Source organism: Actimicrobium antarcticum (assembly GCF_039536745.1).
GTDB classification, from domain to species: Bacteria; Pseudomonadota; Gammaproteobacteria; order Burkholderiales; family Burkholderiaceae_D; genus Actimicrobium; species Actimicrobium antarcticum.
The window spans coordinates 131,241-156,667 of sequence record NZ_BAAAZE010000001.1 but is presented as its reverse complement, the minus strand read 5'-3'; the positions used below and the strand labels follow the sequence as shown (position 1 = coordinate 156,667).

The 25,427-nt window shown below is 60.8% G+C and carries 22 protein-coding genes; 14 read left to right on the top strand and 8 right to left on the bottom strand.

Annotated elements, in window-relative coordinates:
* Positions 1 to 249: 249 nt before the first annotated feature.
* The 7 genes from ABD720_RS00695 to ABD720_RS00665 all read left to right on the top strand — a co-directional run bounded on the left by ABD720_RS00695 (position 250) and on the right by ABD720_RS00665 (position 9,635).
* Positions 250 to 1,326, top strand: a complete 1,077-nt coding sequence (locus tag ABD720_RS00695) for an NADP-dependent oxidoreductase (protein ID WP_344761269.1) — start codon at positions 250 to 252, stop codon at positions 1,324 to 1,326.
* 168 nt (positions 1,327 to 1,494) lie between these two features.
* On the top strand, positions 1,495 to 2,928 hold the full coding sequence (locus ABD720_RS00690; protein ID WP_344761268.1) for a pyridoxal phosphate-dependent decarboxylase family protein: 1,434 nt from the start codon (positions 1,495 to 1,497) through the stop codon (positions 2,926 to 2,928).
* A 7-nt stretch (positions 2,929 to 2,935) separates the two neighbouring features.
* Entirely contained in the window at positions 2,936 to 4,156 is a 1,221-nt protein-coding gene (locus tag ABD720_RS00685) for an ATP-grasp domain-containing protein (protein WP_344761267.1), read from the top strand.
* A 3-nt stretch (positions 4,157 to 4,159) separates the two neighbouring features.
* Positions 4,160 to 5,617, top strand: coding sequence for a hypothetical protein (locus tag ABD720_RS00680; protein WP_344761265.1), 1,458 nt, complete (start codon positions 4,160 to 4,162; stop codon positions 5,615 to 5,617).
* 115 nt (positions 5,618 to 5,732) lie between these two features.
* Complete coding sequence (locus ABD720_RS00675; RefSeq protein WP_344761264.1) at positions 5,733 to 6,275, top strand: RNA 2'-phosphotransferase; 543 nt, start codon at positions 5,733 to 5,735, stop codon at positions 6,273 to 6,275.
* Between the two features lie 202 nt (positions 6,276 to 6,477).
* The gene (locus ABD720_RS00670; RefSeq protein WP_344761262.1) at positions 6,478 to 8,325 is read left to right on the top strand and encodes a bifunctional metallophosphatase/5'-nucleotidase; all 1,848 of its coding nucleotides are present in this window, start codon (positions 6,478 to 6,480) and stop codon (positions 8,323 to 8,325) included.
* 128 nt (positions 8,326 to 8,453) lie between these two features.
* Positions 8,454 to 9,635: a trypsin-like peptidase domain-containing protein gene (locus ABD720_RS00665; RefSeq protein WP_344761260.1), complete on the top strand. Its 1,182-nt coding sequence runs from the start codon at positions 8,454 to 8,456 to the stop codon at positions 9,633 to 9,635.
* Between the two features lie 118 nt (positions 9,636 to 9,753).
* Here the strand turns inward: ABD720_RS00665 and ABD720_RS00660 are convergent, their stop codons facing one another.
* Entirely contained in the window at positions 9,754 to 11,232 is a 1,479-nt protein-coding gene (locus tag ABD720_RS00660) for a SulP family inorganic anion transporter (RefSeq protein ID WP_344761259.1), read from the bottom strand.
* A 614-nt stretch (positions 11,233 to 11,846) separates the two neighbouring features.
* Between ABD720_RS00660 and ABD720_RS00655 the strand changes: the two genes are divergently transcribed.
* Both ABD720_RS00655 and ABD720_RS00650 read left to right on the top strand, forming a co-directional pair.
* Entirely contained in the window at positions 11,847 to 13,049 is a 1,203-nt protein-coding gene (locus tag ABD720_RS00655) for an SDR family oxidoreductase (protein ID WP_344761257.1), read from the top strand.
* A gap of 37 nt (positions 13,050 to 13,086) precedes the next feature.
* Complete coding sequence (locus ABD720_RS00650; protein WP_344761255.1) at positions 13,087 to 13,599, top strand: hypothetical protein; 513 nt, start codon at positions 13,087 to 13,089, stop codon at positions 13,597 to 13,599.
* Positions 13,600 to 13,726: 127 nt separating this feature from the next.
* Here ABD720_RS00650 and ABD720_RS00645 read toward each other — a convergent pair whose 3' ends face one another.
* The gene (locus tag ABD720_RS00645; protein ID WP_344761253.1) at positions 13,727 to 14,734 is read right to left on the bottom strand and encodes a tyrosine-type recombinase/integrase; all 1,008 of its coding nucleotides are present in this window, start codon (positions 14,732 to 14,734) and stop codon (positions 13,727 to 13,729) included.
* Positions 14,735 to 14,906: 172 nt separating this feature from the next.
* On the opposite strand from ABD720_RS00645, the gene ABD720_RS00640 reads away from it, so the two are divergent.
* Positions 14,907 to 15,962, top strand: a complete 1,056-nt coding sequence (locus tag ABD720_RS00640) for a DNA-binding protein (protein ID WP_344761252.1) — start codon at positions 14,907 to 14,909, stop codon at positions 15,960 to 15,962.
* A 102-nt stretch (positions 15,963 to 16,064) separates the two neighbouring features.
* On the opposite strand, the gene ABD720_RS00635 is transcribed toward ABD720_RS00640, so the two are convergent.
* Entirely contained in the window at positions 16,065 to 17,591 is a 1,527-nt protein-coding gene (locus tag ABD720_RS00635) for an FAD-binding domain-containing protein (RefSeq protein WP_344761251.1), read from the bottom strand.
* A gap of 268 nt (positions 17,592 to 17,859) precedes the next feature.
* Between ABD720_RS00635 and arsB the strand changes: the two genes are divergently transcribed.
* On the top strand, positions 17,860 to 18,915 hold the full coding sequence (arsB, locus tag ABD720_RS00630; RefSeq protein ID WP_344761249.1) for an ACR3 family arsenite efflux transporter: 1,056 nt from the start codon (positions 17,860 to 17,862) through the stop codon (positions 18,913 to 18,915).
* Between the two features lie 32 nt (positions 18,916 to 18,947).
* Here the strand turns inward: arsB and ABD720_RS00625 are convergent, their stop codons facing one another.
* The 5 genes from ABD720_RS00625 to ABD720_RS00605 are packed head-to-tail and all read right to left on the bottom strand — an operon-like array spanning position 18,948 to position 23,040.
* The gene (locus ABD720_RS00625) at positions 18,948 to 19,514 is read right to left on the bottom strand and encodes a hypothetical protein (RefSeq protein ID WP_344761248.1); all 567 of its coding nucleotides are present in this window, start codon (positions 19,512 to 19,514) and stop codon (positions 18,948 to 18,950) included.
* On the bottom strand, positions 19,511 to 20,128 hold the full coding sequence (locus tag ABD720_RS00620; protein WP_344761247.1) for an SCO family protein: 618 nt from the start codon (positions 20,126 to 20,128) through the stop codon (positions 19,511 to 19,513). Before ABD720_RS00620 ends, ABD720_RS00625 begins: the two co-directional genes overlap by 4 nt.
* Positions 20,129 to 20,144: 16 nt before the next feature.
* Positions 20,145 to 20,750, bottom strand: a complete 606-nt coding sequence (locus ABD720_RS00615) for a c-type cytochrome (protein ID WP_344761246.1) — start codon at positions 20,748 to 20,750, stop codon at positions 20,145 to 20,147.
* The gene (locus ABD720_RS00610; protein ID WP_344761244.1) at positions 20,747 to 21,391 is read right to left on the bottom strand and encodes a cbb3-type cytochrome c oxidase subunit II; all 645 of its coding nucleotides are present in this window, start codon (positions 21,389 to 21,391) and stop codon (positions 20,747 to 20,749) included. Before ABD720_RS00610 ends, ABD720_RS00615 begins: the two co-directional genes overlap by 4 nt.
* A complete protein-coding gene (locus tag ABD720_RS00605; protein WP_344761242.1) occupies positions 21,388 to 23,040 on the bottom strand; it encodes a cbb3-type cytochrome c oxidase subunit I in 1,653 nt (550 codons plus the stop codon). The genes ABD720_RS00610 and ABD720_RS00605 overlap by 4 nt, the downstream gene beginning before the upstream one ends.
* A 432-nt stretch (positions 23,041 to 23,472) precedes the next feature.
* Between ABD720_RS00605 and ABD720_RS00600 the strand changes: the two genes are divergently transcribed.
* From ABD720_RS00600 to ABD720_RS00590, 3 genes are read left to right on the top strand one after another with little or no spacing between them, the layout of a single operon-like run.
* On the top strand, positions 23,473 to 23,946 hold the full coding sequence (locus ABD720_RS00600; protein ID WP_344761241.1) for a PaaI family thioesterase: 474 nt from the start codon (positions 23,473 to 23,475) through the stop codon (positions 23,944 to 23,946).
* Positions 23,943 to 24,596: an SAM-dependent methyltransferase gene (locus ABD720_RS00595; protein WP_344761240.1), complete on the top strand. Its 654-nt coding sequence runs from the start codon at positions 23,943 to 23,945 to the stop codon at positions 24,594 to 24,596. Before ABD720_RS00600 ends, ABD720_RS00595 begins: the two co-directional genes overlap by 4 nt.
* Entirely contained in the window at positions 24,590 to 25,408 is an 819-nt protein-coding gene (locus tag ABD720_RS00590) for a TlpA family protein disulfide reductase (RefSeq protein ID WP_344761239.1), read from the top strand. Before ABD720_RS00595 ends, ABD720_RS00590 begins: the two co-directional genes overlap by 7 nt.
* The last annotated feature ends 19 nt before the right edge of the window (positions 25,409 to 25,427 follow it).

Below are 25,427 nucleotides of genomic sequence, written 5' to 3'. Positions count from 1 at the left end.
TAGCGGAATGGCCAACCGTACCACAACGCGCACGTCCGGAAAATTGCGTGCAATCGCATCATCGGCAATTCATCTGCTTTGGAATTTGTCGCTGTGGTGTTCGAGCCGTCGGCGGTACAGCCATTTTCCCTGCGACTATGACGAATGGTGCTGTCGTCATCGCATGGTCGTGAATCATCGTGCGGCGACGATTATTTGTGTTCCAGCAATATCCGGCTAAACTCCAACTCCCCTTAGCCGAGATTTCTCATGCCCACCTCCATCCACCCTACCGCCGCGACGCACGTCTTGCCCGCCACGATCGACAACCAGCAATGGATTTATCTGCGCCATCCTGATGGCGTCGTCGGGCCCGAACATTACGCACTGCGTACGCAGTCCCTGTCGACGGTCCTGTCGGCGGGCGAAGTGCTGGTGGAGGCGCGTTATCTCAGTGTCGATCCGTACATGCGCATCAATCAGTCGTCCCGGCCCACCTACAACGCCCTGCCGCATGCACTCGATACGGTGCAGACCGCGGGTGTGGTGGGACGCGTCATGGCATCGGGCGTACCGCACCTGGCACCCGGCGACTGGGTCGAGGGCATGCTCGGCTGGCAGACGCATGCGCGGGTGCACCACAGCGTCTTGCGCAAACTCGACCCGGCGCTGGCACCCGTGAGTACCGCACTGGGCGCGCTGGGCATGCCCGGCCGCACTGCCTGGTTTGGCCTGACCGAATCCGGACGCCCGCATGCCGGTGAAGTCGTGGTGGTCTCGGGCGCCGCCGGTGCGGTGGGTTCGCTGGTTGCACAGTTCGCCAAGCGGCATGGCTGCAAGGTCCTCGGTATCGCCGGAGGGGCCAGCAAATGCGACTGGTTGCGCACCACGCTCGGGCTGGACTGGGCTGTCGATTACAAGGCGCATGCCGACGCCGATGCGCTCGCAGCGACCATCAAGGCATTGACTGGTGGCGTGGATGTGTACTTCGACAATGTCGGTGGCATGGTCACCGATGCGGTGATCCCGCTGATCAACCTGCGTGCCCGCATCATCATTTGCGGCACCATCAGCCAATACTCGGGCGGCCTCGATCAACCCGAATCGGGCCCGCGCTTCCTGCATCACATGCTGTACCAGCGCGCCACCATCCAGGGCATGCTGGCACGTGACTATGCGCACCGGATGGACGAGATGCTGAAGATCGTGGGACCGTGGGTCAAAGCGGGCAGCCTGGTGTTCGAGGAAACCATCGTGCATGGTTTCGACCAACTGCCGGCCACACTCAACAGCCTGTTTACCGGCGACCATCGCGGCAAACTGCTGGTGGCAGTCGATCCGCTTTGATGACGATGGTTGGTCCCGCTGGTCCCGCTGGTTCGTCCCGTGGCGGGCCGGCGCGAATCAACGAACAGTGCCGGAAAACGCCAGCTACTCCGCTGGTGCGCCGCCGCGCGCTAGCCGCATCATATTAAAAAATCTTACCGATCACCTTTGCATCCTGACTTGCGCCCCATGACCCTCGACCCCGACAACTGGACAGACTTCCGCCAGCAAAGCCATCGCATGCTCGATGACATGCTCGACTATCAGCAACATTTGCGTGAGCGCCCGGTCTGGCAACCGATACCGCAAGCCCAGCGCGAGCACTTCACGGTACCGTTACCGCAGACCGAAAGCACGATGGCACAGGCGCATGCCCGCTTCATGGAATCGGTCCTGCCCTACGGTCCGGGCAATACGCATCCCGGATTTTTTGGCTGGGTACAGGGCGGTGGCACGCCGGTGGGGATGATGGCCGAGCTGCTGGCAGCCGGCCTGAACCCCAATCTGGGCGGACGCGACCAGATGCCGATCGTGGTCGAGCGCCAGGTCTTGCAGTGGGTCCGCGAACTGTTCCGCTTCCCCGACACGGCGTCCGGCCTGTTCGTCACCGGCACCTCGATGGCGAACCTGATTGCGCTGCTGGTGGCGCGCACCCGGGCGCTTGGACCGTCCGTGCGCGAACAGGGTGTAGCCGGCAACCGGCTGGTGGCCTATACCTCGCAGGCCGCGCATGGTTGCGTGGCGCAAGCGATGGATCTGGCCGGGCTGGGCTTTAGTGCGCTGCGCAGCATCCCGGTCACCGCCTCGTTCGCCATGGACATCGCCGTACTGGAACAGACCATTGCGGCCGACCGCGCGGCAGGACTGCAACCGTTCTTCATCACCGGCACGGCCGGCACCGTCGATGTCGGCGCAGTCGATGACCTGGAGGCGATTGCCGATATCGCCGCACGCGAGCGCCTGTGGTTTCATGTCGATGGCGCTTACGGTGCACTGGGCATGCTGGCGCAGGATGTCGCGCCGCAGCTCGCTGGTATCGAGCGGGCCGATTCGATTGCGTTCGATTTCCACAAATGGGGCCAGGTGCCGTATGACGCCGGCTTCATTCTGGTACGCGATGGCGCGCAGCATTTCGCCACCTTTGCGTCACCGGCAGCCTACTTGCGACGCGATGAACGCGGCATGGCGGCGGCTTCGCCTTGGCCCTGTGATTTCGGTCCCGATCTGTCGCGCGGATTCCGTGCCCTCAAGACCTGGTTCACGCTGACGGTATACGGCGCCGAACGACTCGGCCAGATGATTTCGGATACCTGCCGGCTGGCACGCTATCTGGAACAACAGATCGCAGCACGACCGGAGCTGGAACTCATGGCACCGGTTGCGCTCAACATCGTCTGCTTCCGCTACCGTTGCGGCAGTGACGACGCTGGCCGTGTCAACGCCGATATTGCCGCCGACCTGCAAGAGTCCGGCATCGCAGCGCCGTCGGTTACCACGATCCATGGCCAGCTGGTCTTGCGCGCGGCGATCGTCAACCACCGCACCACAGAAGCTGACGTCGATGCGCTGATCCGTGCCACCCTGATGTTCGGCGCATCGCGCTGTGCCACTTCCCATGACTGATTCCACCATGACCGACACCCTCCTCCTGCCTGCCCTGATCGGCGTCGCGCCCCTGATGCGCCGTGCCTTCGCTGGCGAAAACCTGGTGCATCAGGGCCAGGATTTATTGCAGCGCGCCCAGGATAATCCGGCCGATGCGCATGCCTACCTCGACTTTTCGACGGTGCTGCAACTGACCGGTGACCGCAATGACGCGCTGGCGGTCCAGGCCGAAGCGATTGCGATCCAGTCGGTGTACTCGCTGCCTGCGCGGCAAGCCGGACCGGGAGTACGCCTGCTGGCCATCATGGGTCCGGGCGACCTGATGGCGAATACGCCAGTGGAATTCCTGATCGAAAATTCGGATGTCTCGCTCGACCTGCTGTACCTGACGGCCGATTCCGGTTGGCCCACGGTCGTGCCGGATCACGATGTCCTGCTGGTGGCAGTCGCCGAATCGGACCGCAACCAGCCGCTGCTAAAACGCCTGACCACCGATCTGGCCAATTGGCCGCGCCCGATCATCAATCGCCCCGAGCGCATCGCCGTGCTGTCACGCGATGGCGCCTGCGCGGCACTGCAAGACATCGCCGGCGTGGAAATGCCGGCCACGGTGCGCGTCGACCGAACGCAGTTGCAGGCGATTGCGGATGGCACCCTTGCCGTGACGCCGCTGCTGCCGGACGGCGATTTCCCGATCATCGTGCGTCCGACCGGCTCGCATGCCGGCCAGAATCTCGACAAACTGAGTTCGCCCGCCGAGGTCGCCAGCTATCTGGACAAGGTCGATGCCGCGCGCTTCTACCTGTCGCGCTTCGTCGACTATCGCAGCGCCGATGGCCAGTTCCGCAAATACCGGATCATCATCATCGATGGCATTCCGTTCATTTGCCACTACGCGATTTCATCGCACTGGATGATTCATTACCTCAATGCCGGGATGACCGACAGCCAGCCCAAGCGCGATGAAGAAGCCGCCTGCATGGCCAGCTTCGACCAGCAATTTGCGGTGCGTCATGCCAGCGCGATGCAGGACATTTACGGTCGGCTGGGCTTGCCCTACCTCGGCATGGATTGCGCCGAAACCAGCAACGGCGACTTGCTGATCTTCGAAGTCGACAACGCCATGATCGTGCATGACATGGATCCGGAAGGCATGTTCCCGTACAAGAAACCGGTGATGCGCAAGGTCTTCGATGCCTTCCGCCAGCTGCTCGATACAAGCCGCACGACCACGTTGCGCGACTGAACCATGGCGGGCGCGCATTGGCCATCGTTACAGTCGCTGCTGCTCGCCGGTGGCGATGACAGGCTGATGCTCGATCCGGAAACTGGCAGGTCGCGCTACGGCAGCCGGCCTTTTCCGGACCCCGAACTGGTCGCGCTGGGGTCATCGACGGCATCGATCATTTCCGGTGCTGGCCATGCTGCCGCGCAGGCACTACATGCCGAGTGCGCCAGACAACTGCAGCAGCATTCACCCGCCTTCGTGTATGCGACGCAAGCCGAACGGCTGCGCCGGGATTTGCTCGCCCTGTGCGGCACGCCCGACGCCAGCGTCGTGCTGGCAGCCTCCGGCACCGACCTGCATTTGCTGGCGGGTCAGTGGTTGCGGCCAGACTGCATCATCATGATTGCCCCCGCCGAAACCGGCAGCGGTTTGCCCGCTGCGCTGCAAGGAAAACACCCCGCCAGCTGCGCCGCCCACAGCACGCTGGTGCCGGCTGGCGTACCGCTCGATGAATGGCGACCCGCGCTGATCACGTTGTCTGCGCGTGCCGCCGACGGGTCGTTGCGCGATCCTGTGCTGGTCGATGCCGAGTGCATTGCTCACGTCAGCGAGGTCGTTGCCGCAGGTCGCTCGGTGCTGCTGGTGCTGACCGACCTCAGCAAAACCGGGCTGCTGGTGCCGGGTGTCGATACCGTACTGGCATTGCAGCAGCGCTGGCCGCAGCAAGTGACGGTACTGGTGGATGCCTGCCAGTTCAGGCTGGCGGCAGCAACAGTGCGCGCGTATCTGGCGCAGGGTTTTCTGGTGGCGATCACCGGTTCGAAATTTGTTGGCGGACCGACGTTTTGCGGTGCGCTGCTGGTGCCGTCGGAGCTCGCCTTGCGCTATCGGGACGTCGACTTTGCGGAGAGTGTCGGCGCCTATTCCTGTGCGGCGGACTGGCCTTCATCCTGGCGCTGCGGTCAGTCGCTGCCAGTGGCAACCAACTTCGGATTGCTGTTGCGCTGGCAGGCGGCGATGGTGGAACTGACCCGGTTTCATGCCCTGCCTGATGAGCAGGTGACCGCGATTCTGCGTGAGTTCGGCGCGGCAATTCGACGGCGTGTGGCAGCGAGCTCGTATCTGGAGGCGTTGCCAGTGACACCTGTCGCGCGCGGAGTGCTAACAGCGCCAGTGTGGGATCGCGAACAAACGGTGTTTCCGCTGCTGTTGAAATGCCTCGACGGACGCTACCTGACGGCGGCGCAAACCCGCACCATTCACCAGCAGTTGATGGCAGGCGATTCCGGGCAGCGCCGTTTTCAGTTGGGGCAAGCGGTCGCCTGTGGCGCGCGGGATGGCCTGCCGGTGATGGCGTTGCGTGTGTGTGTCAGTGCGCCCATGGTGGTGGCCGCCGCAGCCGGAATGGATCTGACGGCCGACGCGCTGGCTGCGCTTGATGCGCTGGAAAGCCGGGTAAAAAGTATTTCCATCATGTGATCAATGTTTGCGGTGACGCAATAAATGGCATCGACTGGCGCGTTACAAACGGTGCCGGACAAACACTATTTTTCCGGGACGTGCGCGCCCGACAGGATGTTCAAATCACGCCATCATGCATAAAAAACACACCGCGATCAGTAAATTCTTAAGCTTTGTCTTGCGCCATCAGCCCGACGCTATCGGCATCACACTCGACCTTGAGGGATGGACCGATATCGACGCGTTACTCCTCGCTGCAGCAAGGGATGGCCAGCGTCTCGACCGCGATGTGATACAGGCGGTCGTGGCAACCAGCGACAAGAAGCGCTTCGCCATTTCTCCTGACGGGCTGCGCATACGTGCCGTGCAGGGGCATTCCGCCGTGAGCGTGGATATCGACTTCATTGAGCAAGTACCGCCAGAATTTCTTTACCACGGCACGGCGACGCGTTTCCTCGATGCCATACGCAAGGACGGATTGCGGCCCGGCGCGCGGCACTATGTGCATTTGTCGCAGGACGAATCCACTGCGCTGGCTGTCGGGCAGCGACATGGGAAAGCGGTTGTGCTGAGGGTGAAGGCCATGCTGATGCACGAACAGGGCTTCCGATTTTTTCAGGCGGACAACGGCGTCTGGTTGACGGGAGCGGTGCCGGTTTTACATATTGCAGAGTGAGGCTAAGTCGGGATTGGCACAGCATGCGCTTGCCGGTCCCGGCTCCGTTGCCCCATCCGGTTCAGGACACGCCCGAAAGGCATGCCGTCTTTACTTTGTCGTGCAGCCCCTGATGGCATCGTCATCGCCGCGTCATGTTTTTTCGCTATGTTGAGGCACAGTCCAACGGAGGTTCCCTCCGGTCTCCCGAGAAAGACATCGCATGAAAATCTATCTGCCCCTTTGTGTTTCCCTGTCGGTTGTAGCACTGGCCGCCTGCAGCAGCAATGTCGGCGTGTCGGCCGAGCCGTTCACTGCCAAGATCATTGCCCTCAACGACTACCATGGCAACCTCGAATCGCCCGGCACCTTCGGCGTCAATCTGGCCGTACCCGCAGCAAGCCGACCACCCGTTGGCGGCGCTGAATTCCTCGCCGCACATGTGGCCAGGCTCAAGAGCCAGAATGCCCGCAATATCGTGGTCGGTGCCGGTGACTTTATCGGTGCAAGCCCATTGATCTCGGCATCGTTTTTCGACGAGCCCTCGATCGAAACGCTCAACCGTATCGGCGTCGAGTTCAACGCAGTCGGCAATCACGAATTTGACAAGGGGTCTGCCGAGTTGCTGCGCCTGCAAAATGGCGGTTGCAAGATCACCAATGGCCAGCCCGATCCCAACAGCTGCAAAGGTGCGGCGGTCGGCACGCCGGTGCCGTTCGAAGGTGCGAAATTCAAGTGGCTGTCGGCCAACGTGATTACCACTGCCACCGGCAAACCGCTGCTGCCGGCCTACGGCATCAAGACTTTCAACAATGTGAAGGTCGCCTTCATCGGCATGACCCTGAAAGCCACGCCCACAATTGTCACGCCGACTGGCGTGGCGGGTCTGGAGTTCAGGGACGAGGCGCAAACCGTGAATGCGTTGATTCCGGAACTGCGTGCGCAGGGCATCGCATCGATCGTGGTGCTGGTGCATGAAGGCGGGTTTCAGACCGGGGCACTGGCCGACATCAATGGCTGCGATGGCAATCTTGCCGGCTCTCCCATCGCGGCCATCGTCGCGCAGCTGGACGATGCCGTTGCGCTGGTGATCAGCGGCCATACCCATGCGGCATACAACTGCAAATTGCCGAACGCCAAAGGGCGCGCTATTTCGGTGACCAGTTCGAGCGCATTTGGCCGGGTGCTGACCGACATCGACGTGACCATCGACCCGGTCGCCCGTAACATCACGGCAGTAACGGCCACCAACCGTCTGGTGGTGCGTGACGACCCCGCGGTCAAAGCTGACGAAGTCGTTGCAAAAATCGTCAGCGCTTACAAGGGATTGGTGTCGCCGGTGGCCAATACGGTAATCGGTTCGATTTCGACGCAACTTCCCAATAGCCGGACCGATGGTGCCTGCAATATGCCGGCCGGCAATCTCATCGCCGACGCCGAACTCGCAGCGACGCAGGCCAGCGTGGCGTTCATGAACGGTGGCGGCGTGCGCAGTCCGGGCTTTCTGTTTGCACAAAGCAGCGTCAATGAAGGCGACGGCAATGTCACCTACGGCGAAGGCTTTACTGTCCAGCCATTCGGCAACAGCCTGGTGACCTTGACCCTGACCGCGCAAGACTTGAAGAACGTACTGGAAGAGCAGTTTGCCGGTTGTCGCGGACAGTCTGCGACAGCTACCCGGTTCATGCTGCCGTCGGCTGGTTTCAAATACCTGTGGGACGGCGCCAAAGCCTGCGATTCGCGCATCAGTTCCGTCACGCTGACGGCTGCCGGCAGCACCGACACCATCGTCGACACCAACGGCGTGGTCGTCAATCCGGCCAAGACCTATCGCGTGACGGTCAATAACTTCATGGCCGATGGCGGCGACGGTTATTCGACGTTCCTGAAAGGGTCGAGCCGGCTCGGTGGCTCTCAGGATATCGACGCGCTGGTGGCGCTGATGTCCCAGTACAAGGCACCGAAATCGCCGTACAACCCGGCGACCGTGGCCAATGACGGCGGCACGCCACGCATCAGCCGGGTCGGCAGCAGCACGACCTGCCCGACCGGTGCCGCAGTCAACCCGTAAGTCAGCCACCGTCGACGTGGTCCGCACCGACGCACTGCGCGATACACGTCGACGACTAGCCGGATCACCGGCGTTTTCCGACAGTCCTCTGACGCTGCGTCATGGGGCTTTTTGTAGTTGACGACATCATGCATCCAGTTTCTGGCCGTGTACTACCGGCTTTTTTCATCATCGCTGCAATCGCCAGCAGCACAATGGCAGCCGACCACCGCAGCACGCCGCCAGGCACAGCGCTTCTGGCAGACCGGCATGTTTCTGTTGCAGGCGCAGTCGCACCGGCACCACGACAACAAGAGCGCACCGCGTTGCTCAAGCGTGGCGAGGCCGCCCTCGCCCTCGGCAAGACCGACGATGCCGCGCAGGCGTTCGAGCGTGCCGCGCTGATCCTGCACGCGTCCGACGCGGAGATGGGACTGGTGCGCACTACCATGCAGGCCGGCGAGTACCGCCGCGCGCTGGTATTTGCGGCGCATACGGCGGGCGCACATCTCGACGAACCCGAGGGCGCGGCCCTGTACGCCTGGCTATTGCACCTGGGCGGGCAACGCGCGATTGCTGCGCGGCTGCTGGCGGAGACCGACGCGCCTGTCACCCGCAATCCGGTCGTCGAGGCAACGCGCCGGCAACTACGTGCCGCGTTGCCGATCGCATCGTCGCAGTTGATGGCGCCGCCGACGCGCTTTGCTCCCTATGCCAGTGCACCGAATTTGCCTGCTACCGCACGCGTGGTGGGTAGCGGCGTGCTGATCGATCAAGGCACGCGGGCATTGGTACCCATGTCTGCAGTGCCGCGATCGGCGCGAGTATGGCTCCGTAATGGCGTGGGAATAACGACGCGCGCCACAGTCGAACGGTACAACGCTGCCGAGGGAGTGGCGATCCTGCGTCTGGCCAGCCCGCTGTCGCGCAATACCGAGTTGGCAATCGCCCCGAAAGACCCGTTTCCGGGGAGCGTGGCCTACACCGCTGAATATTCTCCATCCGGCAATGCGAATCCGGCCTGGCCAGTGATGCATGTCGGATTTTCCGGTGCAACGATGGGCAATGGCGTGCAGCGGCATTTGGGGTTCGACTTGCCGCCGGGACCACGCGGTGGTCCGGTATTCGATGCGGCCGGTCGGTTCATCGGCATCGCCATACGTGGCAGCGGCAGCCAGGATCAACTGGTGACGGCCTCGCGTTTGCAACAAGGCGCGGGCACCCGTCTCGGCAGAGTGAACCCCGCGCCACCATCGCCATCGATGGCCATCGACCAGGTGTATGAATCGGCGTTGCAACTGACCGTTCAGGTCATCGTGTCAGCGAAGTAATAAGTTTAGAGTCGGCCTTGTTCGCGCGAATGCCTGGTGCGGGCCACGTAGTCGGCGAAGCGGGATCGATCGACGCAGGCCAATACTTTGTTTTCGTTTTTCATGATCTTGTCTCCTCTCAGTGACCCATCAAGATGTCTTCGGCACCCTCTTTGTCATGTACGGCAAACTTGTCCACTATCGTGGCGCTGGCCTCGTTCAACCCGATGACTTCCACCGCGCTACCCTCACGCCGAAACTTGATGACAACCTTGTCCAGGGCGCTGACGGCAGTGATGTCCCAGAAGTGGGCGCGGCTCACGTCGATGCGTACTTTCTCGATCACTTCCTTGTAGTCGAAGGCATAGACGAAACGTTCAGCCGAAGCAAAAAACACTTGGCCCGTGATGGTGTAGATGCGTACACGTCCTTCCTCTGCGGTGACTGATTTGACACGCAGGATTTGCCCGACCTTGTGGGCGAAGAAGAAACCGGAGAGCAGAACGCCGACCAGCACACCCTTGGCCAGATCATGCGTGGCGACCACCACAACCACCGTAGCGACCATCACCACACTGGAGCTTTTCGGGTGATCGCGCAGGTTGCGGATCGAGGCCCAGTTGAAGGTGCCTATCGATACCATGATCATGACGGCGACCAGCGCGGCCATCGGGATGCGGGCCACCCAGTTACCCATGAATACCACCATCAGCAGGAGAAACACGCCAGCAGTCAATGTCGAGAGTCGGCCACGGCCACCCGATTTCACGTTGATGACCGACTGGCCGATCATTGCGCAGCCCGCCATGCCGCCAAGAAATCCGGACACGATATTGGCGATGCCCTGGCCGACGCATTCCCGGTTCTTGTTGCTGTTGGTGTCGGTCAGGTCATCAACAATGGAAGCCGTCATCATGGATTCGAGCAAGCCCACCACAGCCAAAGTGGCCGATATCGGGAAAATGATCGCCAGCGTTTCCAGATTGAGCGGCACATCCGGCAACAGGAACAGCGGCAGACTGTCAGGCAGTTTCCCCATATCGCCCACAGTGCGCACGTCGAGGCCAAGAAAGATGGCGACACCCGTCAGCACCACGATGGTCACCAGTGGTGACGGTACGGCTTTGGTGATGTAGGGGAAGCCATAGATGATGCCCAGACCGGCTGCCGTCATGGCGTAGACGTGCCAGCTCACATTCGTCAGTTCCGGCAATTGGGCCATGAAAATCAGGATCGCCAGTGCATTGACGAAGCCGGTGATGACCGAGCGCGAGACGAAGCGCATAAGTGCGCCAAGCTTGAGCCAGCCCGCAAGAATTTGCAGCACACCGGTCAGCAAGGTCGCCGCCAGCAAGTATTGCAGGCCGTGGTCTTTGACCAGCGTGACCATCACCAGTGCCATCGCGCCTGTCGCGGCTGACACCATGCCGGGGCGACCACCAGCAAAGGCAATGACGGTCGCGATACAAAAGGAAGCATACAGCCCGACCTTCGGATCAACGCCCGCGATGATCGAGAAAGCGATGGCTTCGGGAATGAGGGCTAGCGCGACGACGATCCCCGCTAATAAATCGTTTCGGACATTGGATAGCCATTCCTGGCGTAAGGATTTCATCATTGATCTATTCCGTGGTGGATGCCAGCCAGTGGCGGTAGTTGGTGCAAGCGCAACTGCGTCTTTCCGACCAGCGGAAAAGAGCACGAACCCCGAATGATCCGGGGCCAGCAAGACGCAATGGGTCGGAAGTGCGGCCTCGCGCGGGCGTGGTGTGTGATTACAAATTGGCTCGCAGCGAGAAAGCGGCTTACACGGTTAAAAACTCCGATGGCGCTCTGAACTGAATTTAGCTGCTGCTATTTTAGTCGATCGGCGAAGACTGCCCCACGCCAACCGGCGCATCGACGAAACTTTGTCCGAGCCGCTGGCCTGATCCTTGATCTGTCTGCAGACATCGCGCCGCTGATGCATCCAACCCGTCTGCGCAAGATCGCCCGCAACGGCGCTATGCCACGACAGTAAGCGACCGCAGCCTTGGGCAGCAACGCTACCGGGCCAGCGGCCTCAACTTGGTGACGGCAGCCATCGTGCCAGGGAATACGGTCTACCTATAGCGGGCCGCATAGACCGATGCAACCGGCATGGCGTGCTTTATTTCTGCTTTCTGGGGCGACCTGTTGTCGGCACCTCGTTGATTTTTCTGACCCGTCGACGTTGAGCAAAAATGCTTTCTGATGACCGCCATCAAGCTCCTTGCTCGCCTGTGGGCGCAAGCTGAGTCTCCTCGGAAATTTCTCGATGCACCTGTCGATTCACCATCATCCATGGCCCTCACTACGCTGCTTACCGGAGCAACAGGATTTCTTGGCGGAGCGATACTCGCGAAGCTCATGATGGCGGATGCTCCGCAGCTTCCCCTGCTACTGGTGCGAGGTGATTGCGCGTCAACTGGCCTGCAGCGTGTGCGCAGCAATCTTCTGCGATTTGGCATCGACGAAACGCGCTTGTGCCGTTTGAATGACGCGCACATTCTCTCGGGCGATATTAGCGATATCGCTGCCTTTGCGTCCGACTCGCGCCTGGCCGCCGTTGAATATGTGATCAACTGTGCGGCCATCACGAGTTTCTCCGACCACCCGGATTTGTGGCACGTCAATGTGGCAGGCACACTTGCTTTCGCCCGGCACCTGCAACGCACTGCAGACCTGAAGCGGTTCCTGCATGTTGGTACTGCAATGGCTTGCGGCCCGCAAGCGGGTCCATTTGTTGCCGAGGACTATGTTCCGCCTGACGAAGTCACCCACATCGTTCCCTACACCCGAACCAAGATGGAGATCGAACGCCTGCTACGTGAACAGCTGCCATCGCTACCGCTGGTCGTGCTTCGCCCCTCCATCGTTGTCGGCGATTCTCGCTTCGGATGTGGTCCGTCGTACAGTATTTTCTGGGTTTTTCGCCTGGCCCAAATTCTGGAGCAGTTCACCTACGACCTCGACGATCCGATCGACGTCATTCCCGTCGATTACGTGGCAGAGGCAGTCGTTCATCTGATGCAGAAGCCGGTACTGCGGCATGATTTTTATCATATTTCAGCAGGCAAACAATGTGCCTCGACGTTTCGTGAAATCGATCGTGCACTCGCCGACGGGTTCGCCGTTGCGCCGCTGGGCGACCGCTATCGCCGTGCCTCTCTTGAGCAGATAACCCGTCGTGTCTTACACATCGAGGGTGCGTTCAATCCCGGAGAGAAACGCCTGCTCCTGAAGGCGATTCGTCTCTACGGTGCGTTTGCCGAACTCAAAATGGTCTTTGATAACGGCCGACTCCTCGGTGAAGGCATGGGCTTGCCACCGCGTTTTTCCGATTATGCAAACGTCTGCGCGCGTAGCTGCGATGGGATTCCGATGTCAATGCAAATGGCAGCAGATTTCAAGTAGGCCAATGACCATGACGCCCAAAGCACCCTGTGATGCGTTGCCCGAAACGCATTTTTCCCATTTTGCCGCCGAGGACATGCCACAACTGCAAACCCTGCTGACCACCGCTGCCGACATATTCGGCACGGTGCAGGAAGCGTCGCAGATTCCGGCAGAGCTTGCCACTGTCGAAAAACTGCAGCAGCTCAGCCGATACGCCATCGGCGTTCAAAAAACCAACGATGGGCAGATCGTGGCGTGGTGCACCGTCTTTCCGACGACGATCTCGTTGATGCACAGGTTTCTTGATGGGGCGATAAGCGAACGGTCGCTGTTTGATCAAACCACTGCGGGCGACGTCGGCGCCGTCTACGTCATGTCTGTGTATATCTTTCCAGAACTACGCGGCGTGGTCAGCCCGGAGCGTTTGCTGAAGAACACCGTTGGCCCTTTTCTCGGTTTGCCTGCGCCCATTTTTTACCGTGGCGTAACGGAGCAGGGTGCAAGGCTGGGTGCTCTTTTGCAAAAGAAACTGGACCGTCGCGGGTATCAGATTTTGCGTTGCGAATAGCTTGTGCTTCCTGCTATTGAGCACGGATATACATCGCCAGAAATGGCATGCAAACGAAACCGTCCGCTTGCAATCGGTGCGATTGTCAGCCCGGATTCGTTGACCAATCACCCTTTACCCTCCACCGCTACTTGCGCAACAGACTGCCCGCCGCATTGCCCACAAAGCGCCCGGCCTCTTCGATATAACCCTGCACGGTGCCATCATGGCGCCAGCCACCCTGACGCTTGATATCCTGGAAATTGGCGCCGGCCCGATGGGCACTGGTGGCCATGCCACGGCGCAGGCTATGGCTGCTCAACTCCGGCAAATAGCCCAGTCCGACCAGCCTGGCACAGCGTTCCAGGATGGTGTTGACGCTGCCCGGGTGCATGGCGCCGGTGCCAACGGCATGCCACTTGCTGATCGAACGGAACAACGGACCGGCGGTGATATCGGCGTGCGCCAGCCATTTCCGCAGCGCGCTGGCCGGACAGCATGTGCTGTCGCCGTACGGAATCGCCTTGATGATGCCCTGCCCTTGCTGGTCGGTCTTTGAGCGTGGCAAGGTGATCACCAGTCCTTCGGGCTCCCACGCAAGATGCGCAATCCGCAGAGCGACCAGTTCGCTGCGACGATAGCCACCGAAAAAACCCAGTTGCAGCAACGCGTTATCCCGCACCGCCGTGAGCGTATCGAGTCCGGTCAGATGGATGACGATACGTTCCAGGTCCTCCAGCGGCAGCGCTTTGGCTTTTTCTTTCGGCTTGCCGTGGACGCGTTCGATACCGACCAGCGTCTTGCGCACGGTCAGGCTGGACGGCGTATCCGGAAAGCCCTGGTGACGATGCCACTGCGATAACGCCGTGATCCGCAAGGCCAGCGTGCGTGGATTGAGCAGTCCGGCGTAGGCCAGCAGATAGCGGATCACCATCGTCTCGTCAGCTGGCAGCGCCCCGCCCCATGTCAGAAAATGCCGGATCGCCGAACGATAGGCGCGGCGGGTATTGTCCGATGTGGCAGCGGCCAGGAAGAGTCGGTGCCGGGCGGCCAGTTCGGCATCGGTGATGAGCGGAGCGGAAAGCGGGTCGATGCCATCGAGGAGCACGTCAGCAGGATGGGATGTAGCGGGTTTGGCAGAAATCAAATCATTCATGCAGTCAGTCGACGGTGTACCGGAATTAGGCAGAATACCATCGCAGATTGGATCTTGACCCACGATAAGCAATCTTATCGTCGTCTATTCACGGTAATTTCAAATAATTTTTTATCGTAGTATTTCGTATTATTACGTATCATGTAATACGTTATGTAATTCAGGGGATCGTATGGCACGCGCAGGCATCGTTTATTCCCATGTTGCCAATGCAGCAGCCCAGTTAGCTGCTGACGGCAGGAATCCCACCGTGGATACCGTTCGCGCGGCGCTCGGCAATACCGGCAGCAAGACCACCATTGCACCGCTGTTGAAACGCTGGAAAGACGAGCATCAGGACACCGTGAGCGCAGCCGAATCCGGCCTGCCGAGCGCATTACTCCAAGCCATGAAAGGCGTACATGACAAATTGCAGGGCGATGTACAGCTGCAACTGGAGCAGGCACACGATGCCCACCATGTCGCGCTGCAGCTGGCCGCCGAAGCCACCCGCCAGGCCGAGGACGAGAGCCGCATCCTGCTCAATGACAAGGCCGCCCTGCGGGAAGAAGTCGTTCAACTGAAGGCAGAGCTGTCAACCTTGCGAACGGATCACCAGATGCTAGTTGTCAGGCAAGCCAGCTTGCAGAGCGATAACGCCGGATTGCTGCAACGCCTGACCGATCGCGCTGCCGAAGTGACTGCGCTGAACAGGCAATTGACCCAGTCACGCGCACAGTTCGATCATTTCGTCGCGGCCAGCGTGGAACAACGCACCCAGGAACGACAAGCAACCGACCAGCACTCGATGCGCCTGGAACAGAACCTCGCCGCCGCGCAGCAGCGCTTGCTGCAACAGCAAGCCAGCGTCGTACAACAGCATACGCAGACGGCACAGTTGCAGGAACAAGTCGCAGGACTGCAGAACACCGCGCAGACGCTGCAGAGCGCACTGGAATCGTGCCGGGCGGAACGCGATCAGCTGACTTACCAGCATGCCCAATTGTCGTCGACGGCACAGACGACTGCGCAGCAGCTGGATACGGCACAGGAGGCAGCGATTGCAGCGCGCATTCAAGTGGCAATACAGGCCAGAGAACTCGTATTGATGGCGCAGCAGGTGACACAGGCAGACCGGGATTTGAAGGAACTGGACCAGTCCCGACTGACGCTGATCCAGGAGCGTGCTGAGTTGCAGGCACGGGTTTTACAGGCAGCGCGGCAGGCTAGCGCGCCGGGTGCGGTATGACTGTCAGGCGTAGCAGCCCAACGTAACTGTCGCAGAACGTAGTCCGCAGGCTAGGCCGCCAAGCGCCATATTACTAGCCGTTGCGGCGCCGTTAAAACACATTCAAAACCCCAACGTCAACTGCCCCGAATCCACCGCAGGTGCATTCGATAACCGATCCCGATGCCGCCCCCGCGACCCATGCTTCTCGACGATCGCCGCCTGTCCGGCACGAATCTCGGGCAGCTTGCGCAAGCCAAACAACTTCTCCTTGGCCTGACGCGTCGCCAGCTCCAGATCCACCAGCGGCATCGCAATATCCTCCCCCACCACCACCCCATAGCGCGCCTGCAAATCGGCCGGCATGCGCCATGGTTCGAACAGCCACGCATCTGGTACCTTGCGCATCGCCGGCAACCAGCGCCGCACAAAATGTCCATGCGGGTCGTGGTCATGGGCCTGCTTGATCGGGTTGTAGATACGCGGCACATTGATGCCGGTGGTGCCGGATTGCATTTGCATCTGGCTCCAGTGAATGCCGGGTTCGTAGTCCAGGAATTGCCGCGCCAGCCACAGTCCGACCGGACGCCAGTGCAGCCAGAGCGGATACGCAGCCACCGAGACCAGCATGGCGCGCATCCTGAAATTGAGCCAGCCAGTCTGGCGCAGCATTTCGACGCAGGCATCGACCAGCGGCCAGCCAGTGCGGCCGGCCATCAGCGCGTCGAAATGGCGCTGGTTCCAGTCGTTTTCACGCAGTCCGTCATAGCCCTGATGCAGATTGCGAAACTCCAGTTCAGGTTCGCTTTCGAGTTTCTGGATGAAGTGGCAGTGCCAGTACAGGCGACTGGTAAAGCCGGTCAGGCCGGCCTTGCGACGGCTGGCGTCGGCCGGTAGCGCTGCCAGTTGCTTGCGCGTGGCATGGACGATTTCACGCAGGCTCAGCGCGCCCAATGCCAGATACGGCGAGAGCCGCGAGCAAGCGGTCGGTGCAGACAGCGGCGATGAAATCCCGCCGCGATACTGACCACTGCGATCGAACAAAAAACTCTGCAGCACCGCGATGCCCTGTCGGCGTCCACCTCGCTGGCGTTGTGGGGGATCGTGCGGGTCAAGTCCCAGTTGCTCCGATACGGGTGCGCGGGATTGCGGCAAGGGCCATGCGGAAAATTCCAGATGCGGTACCGGCAGGCACGGCAAGCGCACATGCTCTTCCCATTTGCGCTGCCACTTGTCGCGACCCGACAGCCGCCGCACCACGCCGAATTGCGGTGTCTCGTGCCATGCGACGCCGTGCTCGCCACACCAGCACGCCACCGCCTGATCACGACGATAGGTCACGCCGTTACCGGTTTCTTCGTGGGAGTACAGGTGGGCAAACGGCACTTGTGCGTACAGGTCGCTGAGGATCGCCGTGAGGTCGCCGCTGGCGACATGCAGGTGCCCGCCGCGACGCTGCAGCGCGACGGCCAGTTCGGCCAGGCTCTCCAGCAAAAACTGGTAATGCTGGTTGGCGGCATCGTCTGCGGCCCAGACTTCCGGTTCGATGACGTACAGGCACAGGACCGGACCCATCGCGGCAGCCTGAGTCAGCGCGGCATGGTCATGCAGCCGCAAATCGCGCTTGAACCAGACCAGGCTGGGTGCCATCGTTCGCTTCCTGTACTAAAATCGGGTGCCTAGTTTGACAGGCTTTCCGGAATGCGTTTCGGGTCTGGCCAGAGGCCCGGGTTACCAGCGATCACCTCCCCGCAATCCGCAATCCCTAATACGGATCACCGCAGCAGGAAATTCTTCATCAAGCCATGGCGCGCCCACCCATAATTCGACTATTATCGAAGCATCGAATTCAGTGTCGGTTTTATCGCTTCCATTGCGCTACCACTGACAACCATCCAATCCACCCTCAGGAAACCCCATGTCCGTCCAACCCAACGTTACCGCCCGTGCGCCCATGTCTTTTTTCGAACGTTATCTCACTGCCTGGGTGGCACTTTGTATCGTGGTCGGCATCGTACTGGGCCAGTGGTTGCCAGCACTCTTCAAGAGCATCGGCGCGATGGAGGTGGCCAAAGTCAACTTGCCGGTCGGGTTGCTGATTTGGGTGATGATCATTCCGATGCTGCTGAAAATCGACTTCAGTGCGATGAGCCAGATCCGTGGCCACATGCGTGGCATCGGCGTAACGCTGTTCATCAACTGGCTGGTCAAGCCGTTTTCGATGGCGCTGCTGGGCTACATCTTCATCCGGGTTCTGTTTGCGCCGCTACTGCCTGCCGATCAGCTCGACAGCTACATCGGCGGCCTGATTTTGCTGGCGGCTGCACCCTGTACGGCCATGGTGTTTGTCTGGAGCCGGTTGACCGGCGGCGACCCGTATTTCACGCTGTCGCAAGTGGCAATGAATGACCTGATCATGGTGTTTGCATTCGCGCCGCTGGTGGCGTTTTTGCTGGGCGTGTCGAGCATCACTGTGCCGTGGGATACGCTGGTCACGTCGGTGGTGCTTTACATCGTGGTGCCGGTAATCATTGCGCAAGTGCTGCGCAAGCTGTTGCTGGCGCGCGGACAGGCCAGCTTCGATACGGTGATGGACAAGATCCAGCCGCTCTCGATCGCTGCGTTGCTGGCGACGCTGGTGTTGCTGTTTGCGTTCCAGGGCGATGCCATCCTGCGCCAGCCACTGGTGATCCTGTTGCTGGCCGTGCCGATCCTGATTCAGGTTTTGTTCACGTCATCGCTGGCGTACTGGCTCAACCGCAAGCTCGGTGAAAAGCATTCGGTGGCAGGCCCGTCGGCGCTGATCGGGGCATCGAACTTTTTCGAGCTGGCGGTCGCGGCGGCGATCAGCATTTTTGGCTTCGAGTCCGGTGCGGCGCTGGCGACCGTGGTCGGGGTTCTGATCGAGGTGCCGGTGATGCTGCTGGTGGTGTTTGTCGTCAACAATTCCAGGGACTGGTATGCGCGCGGCTGAGGTGGGTGACTGCGATGGTGCCGCAACAACGCTCAGTTAATTGTCCGAATCTGCCTTACCGCATACCCGACCCACAATGCCCCCAGTCCGATTCCGATCGCGGCGATCCCCCATCCGGTCCGTACCTGTGTTGCCAGCGAATAGGCATTGCAAAGGCGCAGATCCGTGGTGACGAAATAGCTGCCGAGCCAGGTCATCATCGAGACCAGATAGCCTACGAAAAACAATTGCAGCGCCGCCGGCGAACAGGCGAATGAATGCTGCAACAGCAGGCCGGCCAGAAACAGCGTGAGCAATTTCAACAGGTCGGCCGATGGCAACACGACTGCACGGTCTATCGCCAGCGGCAACATCCAGTAGGCGAGGATCACCAGCGCCGTGATGAAGCCGGTCAGGCCATAGCGATTCCACGGTGCCAGCCAGTGCAACGTGCGCCAGCGCGACATCGCCCGCATCACCAACCAGCCGGCAAGTACTAGCAGCGGCATCTGTACAGCCATATGCCAGACCATGCTTTGCTCGATCAGGAAACGCAGTGGTGCAAACGACAGCGCGATGGCCGTGACGGTGATGCTGATGGCGAACAGGATAGCCCTCACCGTGCTGCGTCCAGCGCGATGTCGAGTACCTGATCGATCGCGTCATAGCCGACGATGCGCACCAGCCGTCCGCGCCGGTCGATGATGTGCAGCGCGGCGTTGTGTTCGAACTCGCCCAGCGGCGCCGGTACGACCATGATGCCGAACGCATCCAGCAAACCGCGCCGGTCCTGCGCGGCAGCCAGCGTGACGACATCCCAGGCAACCGGGTTCATGCGCATGCGCGTCGCATACGCTTGCAAGGCGGCCGTGTCGTCATTGGCCGGATCAAAACTGACCGACAGCAAACCGATTTGTCCCTGCAAGCCGCGCTCAATGATCTGCTGCTGCAGGCGCTGATAGACCGCGCCGAGCGAGCTGCACACCGTCTGGCAACGGGTATAGATAAAGTCGACGATGCGGACCCGGCCGTCGCTGACCAGCAACTGGTTTAGCGACCCCGTACGCCCGAATTGGTCACGCAGCGCAAAATCCGGCAGCGGCTGCGGCGTGCGGGCGACCTGCCCGCGCCGCAGCGCTTCGGTCGTGAACGCATGCCCGCTATCGGTCGCCAGCAGGATCACGGTGATCCCGATCAGCAGTGCCGCGAGACTGGCCGCGAAGGTGTGCAGCAAGCCCGGGGCTGGCGTCTCAGGACGCCGATTTGAGTTCTGCGCCACCTTTGTACGGCTCGGTACGGTCTTTGGTCGCTTCGCGCTGGGCCTTGACGGTCTCTGCCGTGATCGGTGGGGCCTTGTTACCCCATTCGGCGCGTATGTACGTCATTACCGCCGCCAGTTCGGCATCACTCATGGATTGCCATGCCGGCATCGCGCCCTTGTAGACGACACCCTTGACCGTGATCTCGCCGTTGATGCCATGCAGCAGGATATGGGTCAGGATTTTTTCATCCTCGACCACCCATTCGGAGGCGACCAGCGGCGGGAACACGCCCGCCACACCCAATCCGGTGGCCTGGTGGCAGGCAGCGCACTTGCTGCCATATATCTGCTTGCCATCGACCTGCGACACCGCACCGGCAGTCAGAACCGGTGGCCGCAAGGTCTCGACCGTGCGCTGATCGCCATAGGCCGAATCCTCACCGGACGGCGTGCTGTAAATGTAGAACGCCCCCCACATCGCCATGGCACCGAGGAACATCACCAGAAACCAGGGAAGTGGCCGTACGCCCTCGTCCGGATCGGCATTTTCACGGCCGCGCTGTGCACTCGACACCGGGCGTTTTGGTTTGCTCATGGCTTTTCCTTCGCAGAAGGCGCAACTGCAACGGGTAGCGGCGGCAAGGCCGGATAGGTCCGATCCAGCGACACCAGATAGTCGACCAGAGCCAGCGCTTCAGGTTTGGCGACGACAACCTGGCCTGCCTTGGCGAAGCTCGGCGGCAGATTCACCACGGTTTCTCCCGCCTTTGCCGCACCCTGACGGACCTCGAACAGAAACGGATATGACGGCATGATCGAGCCCGGTGTGTAGGCGCGTGGCTGGTACAGATGACCGAGATGCCAGTCCTTGCTGGGCTGGCGTGCGCCGATATTGAGCAGGTCCGGGCCGGTACGCATGGTGCCCAGCAGATGCGGTGTGTCGTAGGCGTAATCGCCCGCCACCGACGCCCTGCCCCAGCCGCGCTTGGCGTCCGGCGCCTGCTTGATATCGCGTGGTTGCTGCGAATGGCAATACACGCATCCGTTGGCGATGTAGGTCTGACGACCCAGCCATTGCTGGTCGGTATACGGTTTGAGACCGGCTGGCGGTTTGACATTTTCCAGCAGCAGGTAGGGCAGCACCACCAGGATGCCGGTAGCACCACCAAGGATCACCATCGCGCCCACGATCAGGCGCAGCTCGTCCATTTCCCAGAAACTTTTTCCGGCGCTCATGCTGTGACTCCTTTGCCGGTCAGACGTGACAACAGCGAATTACTCAGCAATGCAGCACCAAGGCGCTTCGGACCGAACTTCCAGCCCATCGCAAAGAAGTGGGCCGCAAACACCAGATGCCCCAGCGTCATCAGTCCGCCACCGATCGAACGTGCTTCCAGATACGGTAACGTGATGGCGACCGATTGCATGAAGGTCGTGTTCTCGTCCAGCATGGCCAGTCCCTGCAACCAGCCACCGATGGAGAGCCAGATGAAGTAGATCGCAAAACCGATCAGCACCAGCCAGAAATGCAGCGAGATCAGTTTCGGATACGGCCATTCCCAGTTCATCACGCGCGGCATGATGAAATAGATCGAGCCAAACATGACCATCGAGAAAAATCCGTACAGCCCGAGGTGAGCATGGGCAATCGTGTAATGCGTGAAGTGGGTCACGGTGTTGACCGCACGCAGCGCTTCCAGCGAACCCTGGATCGATGCGGCGGTGTACATCATCGCGCCCAGCACGATGAAGCGCAGCGTTGGCGAATACGCCAGTGCCCTGAAATTACCCAGCACCGTCATGTGCTGATTGACCGCCACCGCGAACACCGGGATCGCCATCATCATGCTTTGCACGATCGAAATCGTGACCAGCCACGACGGTATCGGCCCACCGATCAGATGGTGTCCGCCGACCTGGCTGTAGAAAAACGCCAGCGACCAGAAACCCAGCAGCGACAGGTTGTACGAATGAATCGGCTTGCCGAGAACTTTCGGGATGAAGTAATACGATGCCGCCAGACCAATCGGCGTGAACCACAGTCCCAGCACGTTGTGCCCGAACCACCAGTTCATGGTCGCTTGCTGCACGCCAAAATGCAGGCCCGGCCAGTTAGCAATCAGGAACAGGATCGGGAACCACAGCAAGCCGGCGCCGATGTACCAGACCGAAACATACAGATGTTCGACCTTGCGTTGCAGCAGGGTCAGCCATAACGGGAAACCGACCAGCGCTCCGCCAACCACCAACAGGATATCGATCTTCCACGGATATTCCAGCCATTCGAGTCCATCGGAATACCCCATGCCAATCGCCACCGTACCGGCAAATACGCCAATGCTCCATAACGCGCCACCGATCAGGGCGTACTTGGCGCCGACCAGTTCGGTCTTGAGCAAGCGCGGAATCAGCCAGATCGCGACGCCCACACCGGCCAGTGAACACCAGCCATACGCCACCAGGTTCAAATGGATCGGCCGGATGCGTCCGAAGGTCAGCCATTCGTACTGCACCAGCCAGTCCGGCGCATGTAATTTGATCGAGGAAATCAGGCCGGCAAGGGATGCCAGCACCAGCCAGACCACGGCCAGTGTCAGGCAGACGCCCACCACCAGCGAGGTCGACTTGTCGGCACGGGCGCGGGACTCTTCCTCCTCCTCGGTCATGCGCTCGGCGACATTGCCCATGGCTTGTTGCAAGCCGCCCATCTGGGTCCTGGTGGCGGCCGGATCTTCCACCGTGCCAAGTTCGTTCTTGCCAAAAATTTCGGTCGCGGCGGCAACACCGTCGCCGAACAAGCCTTTCGACATCGACCAGATAAATATGAAGAGTGCTGCGATCGACAGCAGGAAGGTGCCCAGCAGAACGCTGACGGTGAAATCCATGGTCATCTTTTCCGGTTCGAGTTGCTTTGTTGAAGTTTGGCTAGTGGACAATCGCGCCCATCGGCATGCAATCGACAGGCTTGTTTGGTTCCACTGGCTGGATACTGGTACTTATTTTCTACGGCAAAATCCAATGGGGATCATAGGCGATTCCGACCGTTGATGTTAGTCCAACCGATAATCTTTGTGAGCGACGCTAGCGCTAGTCACTCAGCGGAATAAGCATCCAGTTATTAGTTAGCATGGGCTGCGTGAAAGGACCGTGTCTCAGTGCCATAAAAAACAAAAACTGGCTTGTCCGGCGGGCGCCCCCACCCGTGTTATGGTGACGCGCAACATGCAATCCAGCGCGACCGCCATGCAAAAATCCCTAGGCAATGCCAGCCTTGCCGGCCAGCGACTGCATCCACCACACACTGTTTCGGAGACCGCATGAATGCCTTCCAGGAATACTATCCAGAAAACGTCGCCCACTGCTTCGGTTGTGGCCGCCTCAATAGCGATGGTCATCAGATCAAGACATTCTGGGATGGCGACGAGACGGTCACCCATTTCCAGCCGCTGCCGTTCCATATGGCGATGCCCGGCTTTACCTACGGTGGCTTGATTGCCTCGCTGATCGATTGCCACAGCACCGGCACGGCCGCCGCTGCCATGTATCGCAGCGAAGACCGTGCCATGGACACCTTGCCGCCGTTTCGCTTTGTCACCGGTTCGTTGCGGGTCGATTATCTGAAGCCGACTCCGCTGGCGGCACTGCTGGAAATACGCGGCACCGTCAAGGAAATCAAGGGCCGCAAAGTCATCGTCACCACCACCGTGACGGCTGATGGCGTCATCACGGCGCGCGGCGAAGTCGTGGCCGTGCAGATGCCCGACAGCTTCGGGATCGCGATGCCGGCATGAGCACGCCCAACACGCCGGGCAACCCGTGGAACGAGCGCTACCGCGATGCCGGAGCAAGCTATCTGTTCGGCACCGAACCGAATCGTTTCCTGGCGGAGCGGGCCGCGCTGTTCGATGCAGACAGCAGCGCCCTGCTGGTGGCCGATGGCGAGGGCCGTAACTCGGTCTGGCTGGCGCAGCGCGGGCTGACTGTGACCGCGCTCGATATTGCGCCGATTGCGGTCGGGAAGGCAGCGCAACTGGCGGCACGCAATCAGGTTGCACTCAATTTGATCGTGGGCGACATGCTCGCGCCCGACTGGCCACCGGCCAGCCTGCATGGCACTTTCGACTGGGTCATCGGTATCTTTATCCAGTTTACGGGTGCCGAGATGCGCGCGCGCCAGTTTGCAGCGATGCAGCAACTGACCCGTCCGGGCGGCCGCATCCTGTTGCAGGGCTATACGCCGAAGCAGCTCGAGTATCGTACCGGCGGCCCGTCGGCACTCGAAAACCTGTACACGCCGGCGCTGCTGCAAGCCGCATTCACCGGCTGGACGATCGAGGAGCTGGTCGACTATGACGCCGAGTTGGTCGAAGGCGCAGCCCACCACGGCCCCTCCGCGCTGATCGGAATGATCGCCAGGAAACCGCTGACCATCCCGTGCTAAACGTCAGCATCGGCCCGCTGACGATACAGGTCAGCCATCTCTTGCTGGGACTGTCGCTGCTGGTCGCTGCCGGCGTCGGTCATCTGGTCGGGCGTACCGAGCGCGTCGGCATCGTCGATACGCTGAGCGGAATGTTGCTGGTCGCGCTGCTGGCGGCACGACTGGTGTTCGTGCTGATCTGGTTCGACCAGTACCGGCAAGCGCCGTGGTCGATCCTGGATATTCGCGATGGCGGATTCGAGCGCTGGACCGGCGTCGGTGTCGCTGTGTTGGTCGTTCTGTGGCGCAGCTGGCGCGTGCCACTTTTGCGCCGACCGCTGGCACTCGGAATGCTGGCTGGCGTGTTGGCCTGGAGCATGTCCGGTGCGCCGGGCATGTTAGGCATGACCAGCCAGGCGCCGCTGCCCACCGTGCCACTGACCACACTAGGCGGCACCGCCACCACGCTGGCCCGGCTGTCCGCTGGCAAGCCGATGGTGGTCAATTTGTGGGCCAGCTGGTGTCCGCCATGCCGGCGTGAAATGCCGGTGCTGTCGGCGGCCCAGCAGCGCGATGCCGGCGTGACGTTTGTCTTCGTCAACCAGGGCGAAAGTGCTGCGGTGGCCGCCAATTACCTGGCAGCGGAATCCTTCGTGCTGGCCAATGTCGTGCTCGATGGCGGCACGTTGCTGGGCAAGGCGATCGGTTCGTCGGCGTTGCCGACCACGCTGTTTTACGATGCCAGCGGACGTCTCGTCGATACCCATCTGGGCGCCCTGTCAGCGGCGTCGCTGTCGAGCAAACTGCAGCGCTTGCATGACAAGGATTTTTGAGCGGCATGCGCCCCAGGAC